The organism is Leptothrix discophora, assembly GCF_030705305.1.
Lineage (GTDB): Bacteria > Pseudomonadota > Gammaproteobacteria > Burkholderiales > Burkholderiaceae_C > Sphaerotilus > Sphaerotilus discophorus.
On record NZ_JAUZEE010000008.1, the window covers coordinates 127,091 to 142,168 of the forward strand.

The following is a 15,078-nucleotide window of genomic DNA, read 5'->3' on the forward strand; positions in this document are numbered from 1 at the left end:
TCTGATCGTGAGGAGCGGCGAACCTATTTGATCATCTTGGCAGCGCTGGCTGCAGGTTGTGGGGCGTTTCGTTCAGGTTGGCATGGCGTCAGAAGATCAACGACCTGAATTTCTCCGGACGCTTGCAGATCGGCTCGGGGAAGGACTCGTCGATCTCGATCCTGTTGAACCTTGCACCTGTCTTGAAAATGTCCACGCCACGTTCGATGCACGACTTGATGTGCGCTGAATCGACGAATTCCGGCTTGTTGTATTCCTGATGCGAAAAGGACCTGATCTCTTCGATGGTCATCAGGTAGCTGAAATGCCAGCCTCCTGGCTTCAGGTGCTGCGTATGTTTTCGACTCAGCAGTCGGTGTCTGGCCCTGAAAGGTCCGGCGAACTTCTGGCTTCTCGGTATCCTGAGTTCCTTGAAATGACGCCTGAAGTGGTCGACGGTCGTGATCCTGATATTCAGATCTGGATTTTCCGATACCAGCGCGTTGTTCAGGGTATACCAGCTGATGCGTTGTTCGAGTACGGCGGACCCGTACTTTTCGCGGTTGTCGTGCCTGATGACGTGCGGATTTGGAATCTCATCCCCGTCCGACAAGATGATCCAGTCGTGCGATGCTGCCTGGGCGAAACCACGTTGCAGTGCTTCGCGCTGGGCGTGTTCGATCTTCCAGGCGTCGGCGGGATCTTCGCTCAGGTTGTCGATCTTGATGTGGTGGATCTTGTGCCGGTACTCGGGAACATCGTTGATGTTGAACCGGAGTGGCTTCGGCTTGCCCGTGAAGGTTCGAGTGGCTTGCGCAATGACGAATGGGTCGACATGGGCATCGAGGGTTTCGAGCCGCAGCTTGAGCAAGGCCCGCTCGTCGTTGTCGGTGAAGCAGTCGAAGATCTTCATGTCGAGGCCTCAGGGGGAATGTCGGGGAGACATCGAATGTCTGACGCGCTGACCGATCCGGGCTGCCTTGAGCAGGAGCCTCAGCCGCCAAGTCCGCCGATCCCGCATCCCCAGCCGGCGCCGCATGTCGAGCAACTTCTGCGCCGTCGTCAGCCTTCCTGCGCCGATCAGCTGGCGGCACAGGTCGTGTGCATCCAGACCGCGCGCCATGCTGTCGGGCAGGCGGTCGATCAGGTGGTCCAGCTCTTCGGATGGCATGACGCGATCCATGTTGAAGAGGCCGTGGAAACCGAAGGTCGGGCCGCTGGCCGGGATGCGTTCGTGAGCGAAGCGCGAGGCGAGGTCGATCGGGGCGAAGCGGATGCCGTGGACCTGTTCGAGGCGCTCGCGGTTCTCGTGGCAGATGCAGATGTCCTCGGGGTGGTGGATGGCCAGCGCCGTGTCCTGCATCGCCTGCAGCAGCTTCTTCGATCGGAGCGAGAAGCCGCCGTTGCCGACCGCGCGTTCGGGCGGCTCGCCGCGCAGTGGGGCGCCGACGTAGTCGCAGGCGAGGAAGCGCGGGTCCCAGGCCGAGGCGTCGAGCACGTAGCCGTCCCACTGGACGACCAGGACGTGCGAGGTCCGTACATGCGCATCGAGGCCGCGCAACATGAAATGCGAGTACTCGGGCACGCTGTCGATGGCGATGTCGATGCGCTCGACGCCATCGGGCACCTCGCCGGTCCAGCGGGCGTCGGTGAACAGGACCGTGCGTCCGAAGTCGACCTGGGTGCGACAGCGCGCCAGTGCCTCGAGCGCGAGTTCCGGCAGCCGGGTGTCGACACAGGCGAGGGTGACGTCGGGCAGTCTCAGGCGCATGGTCTCGTCAGGTTCGGGCCGAAGGGGCGAGGGTGCGCAGGTAGAGCGCCAGGCAGGCGTCGGCGCAGGCGGTCCAGCTGAAGCCGGCTGCGCGCCGCCGCAGGGCATCACGGTGCGATGGGGCCTGGGCGCGTGTCAGTCCAGCCTCGATCACGGCCCGCATCCTCGCCGGCGCGAAGTCGTCGAAGTAGTCGGCGACCTCGCCACCGACCTCCGGCAGCGAGGTCAGGCGCGACAGGAACACCGGCACGCCGAAGTGCATGGCCTCGATCGGTGGCAGGCCGAAACCCTCGGTCCAGGACGGGAACAGGAAGCCACCGGCGTGGGCATACAGCCAAGCCTTGGCGCCCTCGTCGAGGTCGAGCCGGATCCGCACGTTGTGAAGGCCGCGCTGTTCGACCTGCTGGCGAACCTCGGCGGTGTAGGGACTGGTCGCACCAGCGAGCACAAAGGCCTGTTCGGGCCAGTGGGCCGCCAGGTCCAGCAGCGACTGGATGTTCTTGCTGGGCGCCATCCGGCTGATGTGCAGCAGGTAGCCGCAAGCCGGATCGATGCCGTCGACCGCTTGCCGCGTCACGCCGGTCAGGTCGGTCGCGCCGTTGTGGATCACGACCGGTGCGTGCGCAAGGGGCCCCAGTTCACGTTGGATGTCGGCAGCGACGTGGTGGGTGATGGCGATCACCGCGTCGCGCGCCAGCAGGCGACGACGGGTGCGCGCGCGGTAGCGCTCGATCTTGTCGGCCGACTTGGTGTGCAGGAAGTTCAGGTCATGCACCGTCTCGACATGTCGCTGCGTGCCCAGCGGTGGACGCAGCCGGATGTGCTGGTGCAGCGTGTGCCAGAGCGCGAACCGCGTCGCCCGCAGATGCAGCCAGCGCTGGGTCGTGTGCGTGCCGAGATAGCCGATACCGTCACCGAAGACGCCGTGGAACTCGGCTGGCATGTGGACGTGCAGCCGGATGCCGTGCTGTTCGCGCAGTTCGTCCGCACGGCCAGCCAGGCCCAGGCAGAGCTGACGGGAGAACTCTCCCAGGCCGTCGTGCCAATGGCTGATCCGGCCCAGGCTCAGGCCGATGTGGCGGATGCCGGTCTCTGTCCTCATCGCGACAGCAGCGCTTCGGTCCGGGTCATCACCTCGTCGACCGTCGGCCACTCGGGCCAGCAGCGGGCGATGGTGACGTCGGTGCCCCAGGGTGCCCATTGCTCCGGCTTGGTCGGCCCCAGCACGCTGAGCACCGGCACGCCGACGGCGGCCGCCAGGTGCGCCGGTCCGGTGTCGTTGCTCACCACCAGCGCGGCGCGGCGCAGCAGCCCGCCGTAGACGCCAAGCTTGACGCCGGCGAGCAGCTTCACGCCGGGATGTGCGCCCGTGATGATCGTGTCCTCGCCCGGTCCCGGGCAGGCGACCACGTCTCGTCCGGTTTGCAGCAGGGCCTGGGTGTAGGCAGCGAACGAGGGCCAGGTCTTGTCCTGCTTCTCGAACTGCCCGCCCGCGAACGGGCAGATGACCACGAATCCGGGGCGCACACCGGCGGACGCCAGTCGGGCGTCTGCCTCGGCCTGGTCCGCGGGCCGGGTCTTCAGGGCGATCGACGGGGGCGGCGAGGCATCGATGTTCAGGAAGCGGCAGGCCAGCTCCCAATAGCTCGTCAGCGCGTGCCCGCCGTAGGTGATGGGCTCGCTGCGGCTCAGAAGGAAGCCGCGTGCCTCCTGGGCATAGCCGACCGCCTTCAGGCCAGCCAGGCGCATCTCCAGCGCACCGGAAAAGGACGTCGGGAAGACGACGGCGTTCTCGCGCCGGTCAAATCCGGGATCGATGGTCCGCGCCGCCTGACGCAATTCGCGCAGCTGTGCCACGCGGGCACCCAGCTTGGCGGGACGCACATGCACCGGCCAGCCCTGGCCCGCCAGCAGCGCCGGTGCCCAGCCCTTGCCGACCAGCACCGGGGCATGTCCGTGGGCTTCCAGAAGCTGCAAGGCGGGCACGCCGAGGATCACGTCACCGACCCAGTTGCGCAGTCGGACGATCAGGGGACGGGGAGTCATGGGTGTCGGATGTGCGCTCGCGGGCGCAGGGGTTCGGTGAGCGGCAGGATGGTCCGCGTCGGGACCGTCGACAAGGGGCGGGATTATCGCCGTCGACTCTTGCCCGACCCCGCTTCGGTCCACTCCGCTGGGGGCACCCGTCGCGGTGGCGCACTCCCCCTCCAGAGGGTGCCTCGGGGGAATGTCAGATCCGCCGCCGCTGCCTATGGTTCAGCCGTGGCGGGTTGACCGCCACAGGCGCCGCAGCCGGTTGCGGATGCTGCCGCCCCGACCCAGCGGGCACGGGTGCGGCGGCGACATGAGGGGTTCGCATGTTCAAGTTCCTGATCGCCACCTTGCTGGCACTGTTCACCGGCCTGTCCATGGCGGCCGTCGACCTCAACAAGGGCTCACAGGCCGAGCTGGAATCGGTCAAGGGCATCGGCCCGGCGATGTCCGGGCGCATCCTCGACGAGCGCAAGAAGAGCGTCTTCAAGGACTGGGACGACTTCATGTCGCGGGTCAAGGGCGTCAAGACCGCCAGCGCCACCCGCTTCTCGGCGGCCGGCCTGACGGTCAATGGCACGACCTATCCGGGCGGGGCGGGCGGTGCCGCCGCCAAACCCGACAAGGCGGACAAGTCCGACAAGGCGGCCAAGAAGTGACGGCCTGAGGGCGGTCCCATCCGGTCGAGTGGCGCGCCCGTCAGCGCGGCGGCGGGTGCCGGATGGTCGTCGACTGCGTGATCGTCGACTCGGCGATCGCCGAATCCGAGATCGCCGACTCCGAGATCGCCGACTGGGTCCTCGACGAGGGTGCAGCGTGCGTTGCCCGGCGTGCCGAAGGGTCCTCCCGCTGGGATGTCCCGGTTGCCGTCTGCCAGCCGAAGAAGGCGATGACTTCCTGGCGACGCGCCAGCGTGTCGGCCTGGCCCAGCGAGATCAGCGCACGGGTGTAGGCCGACTCGAACAGCAGGTAGCTCGACAGCGCGCCACCATGGGCCGGGATGCCTGCCGCCGGATCGGACACGCCGGGCGGCGGTTCGTGGCGATGGGCCCAGGTGGCGAGGCGGCCCCTGCGCTTGCCGTTGACCCCGACGCCGCGCAGCAGGGTGCGCACCGTCATCGGCAGGGCATCGACATGCTGGGCCGCCAGATCGTCCAGACGTTGGCTGGGCGAGATCACCAGCGCCTCGATCGGCCGCAGCGGCGTGCGCGCCCGGGCCTCGGGTGGTAGCAGCGCCAGGGTGCTGTTGATGCGCTGCAAGCGTTCGACGTCCACCGCCAGCGCGTCCAGGAAGATGTTCGACAGCGCATGGCCGGCGATCTGCGCCACGCTGGGGTAGTCGTCGCTGCCGCGGCGCTGGCCGAGCGGTTCGGTCATTCGGCCGGCGCCGACGATCAGCACGCGTTCGGCGCCCAGGTGCACCGCTGGCGAGATCGGCGCGGCCTGCCGCATCGAGCCGTCGCCGAACCATTCGCTGTCCTGGCCGATCGGCAGCTGGATGGCCGGGAAGACGAAGGGGATGGCCGACGAGGCCAGCAGGTGCTGTGCGTTCAGCGTCGTTCGCACCGCGATGCGTTGCGAACGCGTCCAGGGCGACAGGTCCTGCTCGGCTTCGTAGAAGGTGACGTGCTGGCCGCTGCTGTAGCTCGAGGCGGTCACCGCCAGCGCGTGGAGGTGGCCTTGGGACATCAGCATCGGCAGGCGCTCGAAGGGCACCAGACGGTGCAGCAGCGACTGCAGCGGGCTGTTGTCCAGCAGGGACTTCGGGCTGACGCGGCGCCAGCGCGCCATGGCCCAGCCGAAGGACATCATCGTCAGCCAGGGCGCGCCGGTGCGGATCATCGACAGCGAGTCGGCCCGGTAGACCTGCTCGGCATGCACGTTGCGCCAGAGGTCGGCGATCTCGGCGACGGCTTCCGCGAAGTCATCGCTGCGGCAGGCCAGTGCCGCCGCGTTGATCGCGCCGGCCGACGTGCCGGTGATGACCTGGAAGGGGTTGGCGCGTGGTGCCTTGCACTCGCGCGCGATGCGCATGACCGCCTCGAGCACGCCGACCTGGTAGGCGGCTCGGGCACCGCCGCCGGTCAGCAGCAGGCCGGTCACGGGGGGAACGGGGGCTGGCAGCTCGACGGCAGCGTTCATGCCACCAGTCTAGTCATGCCCTGCCTGGGCGTGGGGCCGTCGTTGCGTGGCGTGTGACACCCGCAATCGATGACGGCCGGCCGGGTCCGCGTCGACCTCAGTCGTGGCCTCGACCGTGGCCGTTGCCGTGACCATTTCCGTGGCCGCGACCTCGATCCCATCGCTCGTCATCGCCACGGCGATCGTCGCGACGGCCGTCGCGGTAGCCATCGCGGTAACCATCGCGGTCGTCGCCCCGGCCGCCGTCGCGGTAGCGTCCGTCGCCCCGGTAGACATTGCCGCGATACCACTCGTCACGGACGAAGTAGACCGGTACGCCGCAGGCGTTGTAGCGACCACAGTGGTGACGCCAGTCACGGCGGTGGCCGGGCGGCACCCAGAGGTAGACCGGCTCGGGCTCGGCCACCACGACCCGCGGCGGGGCGATGATCACCGGCCGCTGCACCACCACCTGCGGCGGTGGGTAACGGCCGATGTCGACGCGGCCGAACACGCCGGGCTGGCTGATCTCGATCGACACGCCGACATCGACATTGCCCGCCTGGCTGCTGGTCGCTCCGACCAGGGCCAGCGCTGCCACCACGGTCCGGGCGACGCCCTGGACACTCAGATTCCACCGTTGCATCTCTGCTCTCCAGAGGCCTCCAAAGGGCCTCGACCACTCAACGCGCCAGTTTCGGGGCGCGATGACGGGCGCGCGTTTCAGCCTGTATCCACCGGGGCGATCGGGTGCGAAGCTGGGCGATTCGGGCGCCGTTCGGCGGTGAGGCCCCCGCAAATGCGGGGGGGGGGCAGCGGTTTCGCCGGCACGCACTGCTCAGGCCGGCGTCTCGTCCCCGTAGACCAGCCGGGCCTGGCCGTGGCTGGCACTGGCGCAGGCCTTGAGGGCCTCGTCGCTGGGGAAGAAACGCGCGTCGTCGCCCAGGTCGATCTCGGCGACGGCGCTGTCGCGCTCGATCACCAGCCGGATCGGCAGCCCCTGGACCAGCTCACCGTGTTCGGTCTCGACGCGGCGGGCCGGGTGCTCGCGCAGCCATTGCTCGACCGGTGGCACGCTGCCGTTGACCGGCACGCGCAGGTAGCGGCCGTGGCGGCAGCGGGCGGTCGGCAGGTCCCAGATCTGCTGGGCGTTGAAGCGCACGCCGCCGCTGAAACGGTCGGGCTGGACCTTGCCCTGGATCAGCAGCAGCTCGTCGTCGCGCACGCGTTCGAGGTTGGCGTTGAGCAGCTCCTCGGCGACGACCGTCTCGATCGCGCCGCTGCCGTCCTCGAACTGGAAGATCGCCGCCTTGCCACGCTGGCCGTTGACCACGCGCAGGCCGCTGACGATGCCGGCGAGCATCTGCGGCTCGCGGCTGTCGGGCACCTCGGCGATCGGCCGGCGGACGAACTGGCGCACCTCGGCCTCGACCTGGTCGAACAGGTGGCCCGACAGGAAGTAGCCGATGGCGACCTTCTCGTGGCCCAGCCGGGTGCGCACGTCCCAGGTCTCGGCGGCCACGTAGTCGGGCTCCTGGGTGGAGCTGCCGTGGTTGTCGCCGTCGTCGCCGAACATGTCGAACAGGCCGGCCTGGTTGGCATGGGCGACCTGGTTGTCGGCGTACTCGAAGGCCAGGCCGATGCTGGCCAGCAGCTCGGCGCGGCCGTCGATGCCCTTGGGGTGCAGCTTGTCGAAGGCGCCGGCCTTGACCAGCGCCTCGACCACGCGCTTGTTGATGCTCTTGCGGTCGACCCGTGCGGCGAAGTCGAAGATCGAGCGGAACGGGCCGCCTTCCTCGCGGGCCCGGATGATGGCCTCGATGGCGCCCTGGCCGGTGCCCTTGACGGCGCCCAGGCCGTAGCGGATGCGCGTGTTGCCTTCGGGGCCGGGCGCCGGCTCGAAGCGGTAGACACCGAGGTTGACGTCCGGCGCGTCGAAGGCGACCTTGAACTTCGCCGCATCGTCGCGCAGGACCTTGAGCTTGTCGGTGTCGTCCAGCTCGATGGTCATGTTGGCCGCGAAGAACTCGGCCGTGTGGTGCACCTTGATCCAGGCCGTGTGATAGGCCAGCAGCGAGTAGGCGGCCGCATGCGACTTGTTGAAGCCGTAGCCCGCGAACTTCTCCATCAGGTCGAAGACCTCGTCGGCCTTGGCCTCGCTGATGTCCTTCTTGGCGGCGCCTTCGCGGAAGATCTTGCGGTGGGCGGCCATCTCCTCGGCCTTCTTCTTGCCCATCGCCCGGCGCAGCATGTCGGCGCCGCCGAGGCTGTAGCCGCCCAGCACCTGGGCGGTCTGCATCACCTGCTCCTGGTAGACCATGATCCCGTAGGTCTCCGCCAGCACCCATTCGACCAGCGGATGCGGGTACTCGACCGGCTCGCGGCCGTGCTTGCGGGCCACGAAGCTCGGGATCAGGTCCATCGGACCGGGGCGGTAGAGCGCATTCAGCGCGATCAGGTCTTCGAGCCGGCTCGGCTTGGCGTCGCGCAGCATGCGCTGCATGCCGCCCGATTCGAACTGGAACACCGCCTCGGTCAGCCCGTCGGAGAACAGCCGGTAGACCTTGGCGTCGTCCAGCGGGATGGTCTCGAAGGCGAAGTCCTTGCGGTTCGGGTGGCGCGCGACGATGAAGTCCTTGGCCAACTCCAGGATGGTCAGCGTGGCCAGGCCCAGGAAGTCGAACTTGACCAGGCCGATGGCCTCGACGTCGTCCTTGTCGTACTGGCTGACCGCCGAGTCGCTGCCCGGCTGCTGGTACAGCGGGCAGAAGTCGGTGATCTTGCCCGGCGCGATCAGCACGCCGCCGGCATGCATGCCGATGTTGCGCACCATGCCCTCGACCCGCGTGGCCAGGGTCAGCAGCTCGCGGACCTCTTCCTCGGCCTCCTCGCGCTGGTTCAGCTCGGGCGCCTCCAGGCGGGCATAGATCAGCTTCTCGTCGGGCTTCTCGGGCACCCTGGCCAGCGTGACGGTCTTGCCGGGCGGGGCCGGGATCAGCTTGGCGATCGAGTCGACCTGGCCGTAGCCCATGCCCAGGACGCGGCCGATGTCGCGCAGCGCGGCCTTCGCGGCCATGGTGCCGAAGGTGGCGATCTGGCTGACCGCCGGACGGCCGTAGCGCTCCTTGACGTAGTCGATGACGCGGTCGCGGTTGCCCTGGCAGAAGTCGATGTCGAAGTCGGGCATCGAGACCCGCTCGGGGTTCAGGAAGCGTTCGAACAGCAGGTTGTAGTGCAGCGGGTCCAGGTCGGTGATCGACAGCGCGTAGGCGACCAGCGAGCCGGCACCCGAGCCGCGGCCCGGTCCGACCGGGCAGCCGTTGGCCTTGGCCCAGCGGATGAAGTCCGACACGATCAGGAAGTAGCCCGGGAAGCCCATCTTCAGGATGGTCGTCAGCTCGAACTCCAGCCGCTCGACGTAGCGCGGCCGTTCCGCGTCGCGCCGGGCGGCGTCCGGGAACAGCAGCTGCAGACGCTCTTCCAGGCCCTCGAAGGACAGCTGGCGGAAGTAGTCGGGCATCGGCATCGACGTGCCGTCGGGCAGCGTCGGCGTCGGGAAGTCCGGCAGCTGCGGCTTGCCCAGCACCAGCGTCAGGCTGCAGCGGCGGGCGATCTCCAGCGTGTTGGCGACAGCGGTCGGGATGTCGGCGAACAGCGCCTGCATGTCGGCCGCGGGCTTGAACCACTGCTCGCGGCCGAAGCGCTTGATGCGCCGCGCGTTGCCGAGCGTCTCGCCCTCGGCGACGCAGACGCGGGCCTCGTGGGCATCGAAGTCGTCCGGCTCCAGGTACTGGATCGGGTGGGTCGCGACCACCGGCAGGCCAAGCTTGGCGGCCAGCGGCACCGAGGCCCGCACGACCGCCTCGTGCCCCGGCAGCCCGGCACGCTGCAGCTCCAGGTAGAAGCGCTGCGGGAACAGCCCGGCCAGGCGCTGCGCCAGTTCGGTCGCGCGGGCGCTGTCGCCCTGGGTCAGCGCCAGGCCGATGGCACCCAGCGGGCCGCCCGACAGCGCGATCAGGCCCTCGCCCAGCTCGGCCAGCCATTCCCACTTGACCCAGGCCTGCGTGCGCTGGACGTTGGTGACCCAGGCCCGCGACAGGATCTCGCAGAGGTTCAGGTAGCCCTGGCGGTCCTGCACCAGCAGCAGCAGGCGGCTGGCGGGGCGCTGCTCGCCGGCGGCGGCCGGGCCGTCGGGTTCGAGCCAGATGTCCGCGCCGATGATCGGCTTGACGCCCTTCTTGCGGGCCGCGTTGTAGAACTTGATGGCGCCGAACAGGTTGGCCAGGTCAGTGATCGCCAGCGCCGGCTGGCCGTCCTTCGCCGCTGCCGCCACCGCATCGTCGACCCGCAGGGTGCCGTCGACGACGGAGTATTCGGTGTGGGTGCGCAGGTGGACGAAGCTCATGGCCGGGATTGTAGGGAGGGGCCTTTTTACAATCCGGCCGGTGAACACGCCCATCCTGAACCTCTCCGCCTACAAGTTCGTCAGCCTGCCCGACGCCGCCAACTGGCGCGGCGCGATCCAGGGCCAGGCCGTCGCCTGCCGCCTGAAGGGCACGGTGCTGCTGGCCGAGGAGGGCATCAACCTCTTCGTCGCCGGACCCGAGGCCGGTGCCCGCGCCTTCATCGACTACCTGCAGGCCGACCCGCGCCTGGCCGACCTGGTGCCCAAGGAAAGCTGGAGCGACGGCACGCCCTTCCGCCACATGAAGGTCAAGGTCAAGCGCGAGATCATCCGCATGAACCAGCCGGCGATCCGCCCGGCGGCCGGCCGCGCGCCCAGCGTCGCGCCACAGGACCTGGCGCGCTGGCTGGCCCAGGGCCATGACGACGGCGGCCGGCCGGTCGTGACGCTCGACACCCGCAACGCCTTCGAGGTCGATGCCGGCGCCTTCGTCGGCGCGATCGACTGGCGCCTGGGCAAGTTCAGCGAGTTCCCGGCCGCTGTTGCCGCGCACCGCGACGAGCTGGTCGGCAAGACCGTGGTGAGCTACTGCACCGGCGGCATCCGCTGCGAGAAGGCGGCGATCGTGCTGCAGCAGGCCGGGCTCGATTCGGTCTACCAGCTCGAGGGCGGCATCCTGAAGTACTTCGAGCAGACCGACGGCGCGCCCGGCTGGCAGGGCCACTGCTTCGTCTTCGATGAGCGCGAGACGCTTGGCGCGCGGCTGGAGCCGCATCCGGTCGCGCCGGACGCCTGACGACGGCGTGGGTGCGCCGCCGTGACCGGGCGGTGATCAGGCCGGCAGCGACGTCCAGGCCATGCGCGCCAGGCCGGCCGCCAGCGCCAGCAGCATCACCGCGATGCCGGCGTCCAGTGCCCGCCAGGCCTGCGGCCGCTGGAACCAGGGCGCGAGCTTGCCGGCGGCCCAGGCCAGCGTGGTGAACCACAGCGCGCTGGCGCTCATCGCGCCGGTCGCGAAGACCCAGTTCGCGCCGGGGCCCTGGGCCTGCACCTGGGCATGGGCCAGCGAGCCGATCAGCACGGTGGTGTCCAGCCAGGCATGCGGGTTCAACCAGCTGAAGGCGGCAGCCTGCAGCACGATGCGGCGCCGGCTGACCGGGGCGGCGGCGGTGTCGATCATCTGGGCATCGACCGGCCGCCAGGCGCGTCGCGCGGCCTGCCAGCCATGCACGGCCAGGAAGACCACGCCGACGCCGGTCAGCGCCGGGATCAGCCAGGGCATGCCGCCGGAGACCCAGCCCAGCCCGGCGACGCCCAGCGCGATCAGCGCGATGTCGGTCAGCGCGCACACCAGCACCACCGAGCCGACCCATTCGCGCCGCAGGCCCTGGCGCAGCACGAAGGCGTTCTGGGCCCCGATGGCGACGATCAGTCCCCAGCTGGTGGCCATGCCGAGAAGGAAAGTGGCTTCGGTCGATGTGTTCATAGGTGAAAGGCTAGGGACGACCTGTCGTGAAGTACAGCTAAACTTTCTAACGATCCATTAGCTGGACTTAGGACCAAGCCATGCTCGACCTCCAAGCCTTGCGCGCCCTGGCCGCCGTGTTGCGTGAAGGCAGCTTTGAACGCGCTGCCCGGCAGATGCACGTCACGCCGTCGGCGGTCTCCCAGCGCATCCGCGCGCTGGAGGAGAAGCTCGGCTGCGTGCTGCTGGTGCGGACCTCGCCGGTGACGGCGACCGAGGAAGGCGCGCGGCTCTACCTGCACTTCCTGCAGATCGAGGTGCTGGAGTCCGACCTCGCGCGCGACCTGCAGCCGCTCGGCGACGCCGCCTCCAAGCGCGGCCGCAGCATCCGCGTCGCGGTCAACGCCGACAGCCTGGCGACCTGGGTGATCCCGGCGCTGGCCGACTTCCATGCCCGCAGCGGCGACACCGTCGCGATCCACGTCGACGACCAGGAGCACACCCGCGAGTGGCTGCGCTCGGGCACCGTCTTCGCGGCGGTGACGGCCTCGGCCGACCCGGTGGCCGGCTGCCGCGTCGACCCGCTGGGCAGCATGCGATACCACGCGCTGGCCAGCCCCGATTTCCACCAGCGCCACTTCGAGGGCCGCGACCTGCAGGCGGCCTTCGCCGAGGCGCCGATGCTGGTCTACAACCAGAAGGACCAGCTCCAGCACCGCTTCCTGAGCGAACTGCTGGGCGACGTCGACCCGCACCCGCCGGTCTGGTGGCTGCCGTCCACCCATGCCTTCATGGACGCCGCCCGCGCCGGCCTGGGCTGGGGCCTGCACCCGCTGCCGCTGGTGGCCGAGGACATCGCCTCCGGCAGGCTGGTCGACCTCAGTCCCGGCCACAGCGTCGACGTGCCCCTGTACTGGCAAAGCTGGCGGCTCGATTCCGAGACCGTGCACACCCTGCGTGCCTGCGTGCTGCGGGCGGCCGAGGGCGTGCTGCAGCAGTGAGCGGGCGTCGCCGCTCGGGCAACGCCGCTCCGCCTCACCAGCGCTTCTGCGTCAGCTCCTCGGCAAGTTCGAGGTAGATCCGGTAGCGGCTGGCCGCGATGGCGCCACGGTCGACGGCGGCGCGGACGGCGCAGCCCGGCTCGTGGTCATGGCTGCAGTTGGTGAAGCGGCAGTCGGCCTGGAAGGGCAGCAGGTCCGGCATCCAGCGCGCCAGCTCGGCCCGCTCGATGTGGCGGATGCCGAATTCCTGGAAGCCCGGCGAGTCGATCAGCGCCGCCTGGCGGGCCTCGTCCAGCCAGTACCAGCGCGTGTGCGTGGTCGTGTGGCGGCCCGAGTTCAGCGCGCTGGAGATCTCGCCGGTGGCCGCCGATGCGCCCGGCACCAGCAGGTTGACCAGCGTGCTCTTGCCGGTGCCCGACGGGCCCAGCACCAGCGTCGACCCGCTGGCCAGGCGCGGGCCCAGCAGCGCGCGGGATTCCTCTCGGCGGGTCTTGAGCGCCACCTCCAGCACCTCGTAGCCCATCGCCTTGTAGGGCGCCAGCCGTTCGCGCGCGAAGGCGGCCGGGCCGTCCAGGTCGATCTTGTTGAGCAGGATGATGACCTCGATGCGCGCTTCCTCGGCCGCGATCAGCGCGCGGCTGAGCTGGCTCTCGCTGAACACCGGCTCGGCGGCGACCAGCACCAGCAGGCGGTCGAGGTTGGCGGCGAAGGACTTGGTCTTCCACTCGTCCTGCCGGTAGAGCAGGTTGCGGCGCGGCTCGACGGCCTCGATCACGCCCTCGTCGCCGCGCGCGTCGGTGACCTGCCAGCGCACCCGGTCGCCGACCACCAGCTCGCTGCGCTTGCCGCGCGGATGGCCCTTGATCTCGCGGCCTTCGGGGGTTTCCAGCAGGTAGTGGCGGCCATGGCCGGCTACCACCAGGGCGATGTCGAGCGCGTTGAAGCGGCTCACGTGGCCAGCACCGTCGCGCCGGCGGCACCACCCAGCGCGGCCATGGCCGCCAGGCGCTCGCTGGCCGGCGGATGCGAGTAGTGCACCTTGACGTAGAGCGGATCGGGCGTGAGCGTGGCCGCGTTGTCCTCGTAGAGCTTGAGCAGCGCGCCCGACAGGTGGCGCGACGGTGCCTGCGAGCAGGCGTAGGCATCGGCCTCGAACTCCTGCCGGCGCGAGACGGTGGCCGTCAGCGGGCTGACGAAGAAGCCGAACACCGGGCCGACCATCATCAGCAGCACCAGCGCCAGGCCGTGGTTGGGCGCCACCAGGTCGGGCATCACCCCCAGGCCGGCGTAGAAGGCCTGCTGCTTCATGAGCCAACCCAGCAGCGCCAGGCTCAGCAGCCACACGCCCATCACCGTGACCAGCCGCTTGGGCACGTGGCGATGGTGGAAGTGGCCCAGCTCATGGGCCAGCACCGCCTCGATCTCGTCGGCCGACAGGCGTTCGAGCAGGGTGTCGAAGAAGACCACCCGCTTGCTCGCGCCGAAACCGGTGAAATAGGCGTTGGCATGGGCCGAGCGCTTGCTGCCGTCCATCACGTAGAAGCCCTGGGCCTTGAAGCCGCAGCGCTGCATCAGCGCCTGCACCCGCTCGGCCAGCGCGGTGTCGGCCAGCGGCTGGAACTTGTTGAACAGCGGCGCGATCACGGTCGGGTAGAGCACCTGCATGACCAGCGTGAACATGGCCAGCACGGCGAAGGCCCACAGCCACCAGAACTCGCCGGCACGCGCCATCAACGTCAGCAGCAGGGCCAGCAGCGGCACGGCGATGACCAGGCCGACGACGCCGCCGATCAGGTGATCGCGCAGCCACAGGCCCAGCGTCATGCGGTTGAAGCCGAAGCGCTGCTCGATGCGGAAGGTGCGCCAGAGGTCGAAGGGCAGGTCCAGCAGCGAGCCGACCAGCGTCACCGCGACGATCAGGCCGATCTGGTAGCCGAGGTCACCGACCTGCGGCTGCAGGTGGTTGAGCAGCACGACGTTGAGCGCATCGAGCCCGCCCAGCAGCGTCCAGCCCAGCAGCAGACCGGCGCTCCAGGCCGCGCCCAGCAGCTCGAAGCGCTGGCGCGCGACGGTGTAGTCGGCCGCCTTCTGGTGCGCGGCCAGCGTCACCACGCCGGCGAAGGCATCGGGCACGGCCGCACGGTGGCGGGCGACATGGCGGATCTGGCGGCTGATCAGCCAGAAGCGCGCGGCCAGCATCAGCAGCAGGGCACAGACGAAGGCGGTGGTGACGAAGGGAGCACTCATGTGGCGATTCTCACCGATCGATTTCGACCCCGTCGGGGCCGGGTCCGCCGTCGGTCGC

Annotated in this window: 13 protein-coding genes; 3 read left to right on the forward strand and 10 right to left on the reverse strand. The window is 69.3% G+C overall.

The annotated features are described in order from the left end of the window. Window positions 1–88 precede the first annotated feature (88 nt). The 4 genes from Q8X39_RS15260 to Q8X39_RS15275 are packed head-to-tail and all read right to left on the reverse strand — an operon-like array spanning window position 89 to window position 3,796. Window positions 89–892: a glycosyltransferase family 17 protein gene (locus Q8X39_RS15260; RefSeq protein ID WP_305750536.1), complete on the reverse strand. Its 804-nt coding sequence runs from the start codon at window positions 890–892 to the stop codon at window positions 89–91. A 9-nt stretch (window positions 893–901) separates the two neighbouring features. Then, a complete protein-coding gene (locus Q8X39_RS15265) occupies window positions 902–1,750 on the reverse strand; it encodes a DUF5672 family protein (protein WP_305750537.1) in 849 nt (282 codons plus the stop codon). Between the two features lie 7 nt (window positions 1,751–1,757). Beyond that, window positions 1,758–2,852, reverse strand: a complete 1,095-nt coding sequence (locus Q8X39_RS15270) for a glycosyltransferase family 4 protein (RefSeq protein WP_305750538.1) — start codon at window positions 2,850–2,852, stop codon at window positions 1,758–1,760. Beyond that, complete coding sequence (locus tag Q8X39_RS15275; protein ID WP_305750539.1) at window positions 2,849–3,796, reverse strand: glycosyltransferase family 9 protein; 948 nt, start codon at window positions 3,794–3,796, stop codon at window positions 2,849–2,851. The genes Q8X39_RS15270 and Q8X39_RS15275 overlap by 4 nt, the downstream gene beginning before the upstream one ends. Before the next feature lie 311 nt (window positions 3,797–4,107). Here Q8X39_RS15275 and Q8X39_RS15280 point away from each other — a divergent pair, with 311 nt between their 5' ends. Then, the gene (locus Q8X39_RS15280) at window positions 4,108–4,440 is read left to right on the forward strand and encodes a ComEA family DNA-binding protein (RefSeq protein ID WP_305750540.1); all 333 of its coding nucleotides are present in this window, start codon (window positions 4,108–4,110) and stop codon (window positions 4,438–4,440) included. Between the two features lie 40 nt (window positions 4,441–4,480). On the opposite strand, the gene Q8X39_RS15285 is transcribed toward Q8X39_RS15280, so the two are convergent. The 3 genes from Q8X39_RS15285 to dnaE all read right to left on the reverse strand — a co-directional run bounded on the left by Q8X39_RS15285 (window position 4,481) and on the right by dnaE (window position 10,307). Next, on the reverse strand, window positions 4,481–5,923 hold the full coding sequence (locus Q8X39_RS15285; RefSeq protein WP_305750541.1) for a patatin-like phospholipase family protein: 1,443 nt from the start codon (window positions 5,921–5,923) through the stop codon (window positions 4,481–4,483). 97 nt (window positions 5,924–6,020) lie between these two features. Then, window positions 6,021–6,548, reverse strand: coding sequence for a hypothetical protein (locus Q8X39_RS15290; RefSeq protein WP_305750542.1), 528 nt, complete (start codon window positions 6,546–6,548; stop codon window positions 6,021–6,023). Between the two features lie 192 nt (window positions 6,549–6,740). Continuing rightward, a complete protein-coding gene (gene dnaE, locus Q8X39_RS15295; protein WP_305750543.1) occupies window positions 6,741–10,307 on the reverse strand; it encodes a DNA polymerase III subunit alpha in 3,567 nt (1,188 codons plus the stop codon). On the opposite strand from dnaE, the gene Q8X39_RS15300 reads away from it, so the two are divergent. After that, window positions 10,306–11,103 (forward strand): sulfurtransferase, encoded by a 798-nt coding sequence (locus Q8X39_RS15300; protein WP_305750544.1) that lies wholly within the window; start codon window positions 10,306–10,308, stop codon window positions 11,101–11,103. The genes dnaE and Q8X39_RS15300 overlap by 2 nt on opposite strands. Window positions 11,104–11,139: 36 nt before the next feature. Here Q8X39_RS15300 and Q8X39_RS15305 read toward each other — a convergent pair whose 3' ends face one another. Continuing rightward, complete coding sequence (locus tag Q8X39_RS15305) at window positions 11,140–11,793, reverse strand: LysE/ArgO family amino acid transporter (protein ID WP_305750545.1); 654 nt, start codon at window positions 11,791–11,793, stop codon at window positions 11,140–11,142. 80 nt (window positions 11,794–11,873) lie between these two features. On the opposite strand from Q8X39_RS15305, the gene Q8X39_RS15310 reads away from it, so the two are divergent. Next, a complete protein-coding gene (locus Q8X39_RS15310; RefSeq protein ID WP_305750546.1) occupies window positions 11,874–12,773 on the forward strand; it encodes a LysR family transcriptional regulator ArgP in 900 nt (299 codons plus the stop codon). Between the two features lie 34 nt (window positions 12,774–12,807). On the opposite strand, the gene rsgA is transcribed toward Q8X39_RS15310, so the two are convergent. Together rsgA and Q8X39_RS15320 are read right to left on the reverse strand one after the other, a co-directional pair. Further along, complete coding sequence (rsgA, locus tag Q8X39_RS15315) at window positions 12,808–13,725, reverse strand: ribosome small subunit-dependent GTPase A (RefSeq protein WP_305750547.1); 918 nt, start codon at window positions 13,723–13,725, stop codon at window positions 12,808–12,810. After that, window positions 13,722–15,020, reverse strand: coding sequence for a M48 family metallopeptidase (locus Q8X39_RS15320; protein ID WP_305750548.1), 1,299 nt, complete (start codon window positions 15,018–15,020; stop codon window positions 13,722–13,724). The genes rsgA and Q8X39_RS15320 overlap by 4 nt, the downstream gene beginning before the upstream one ends. Window positions 15,021–15,078: the final 58 nt, after the last annotated feature.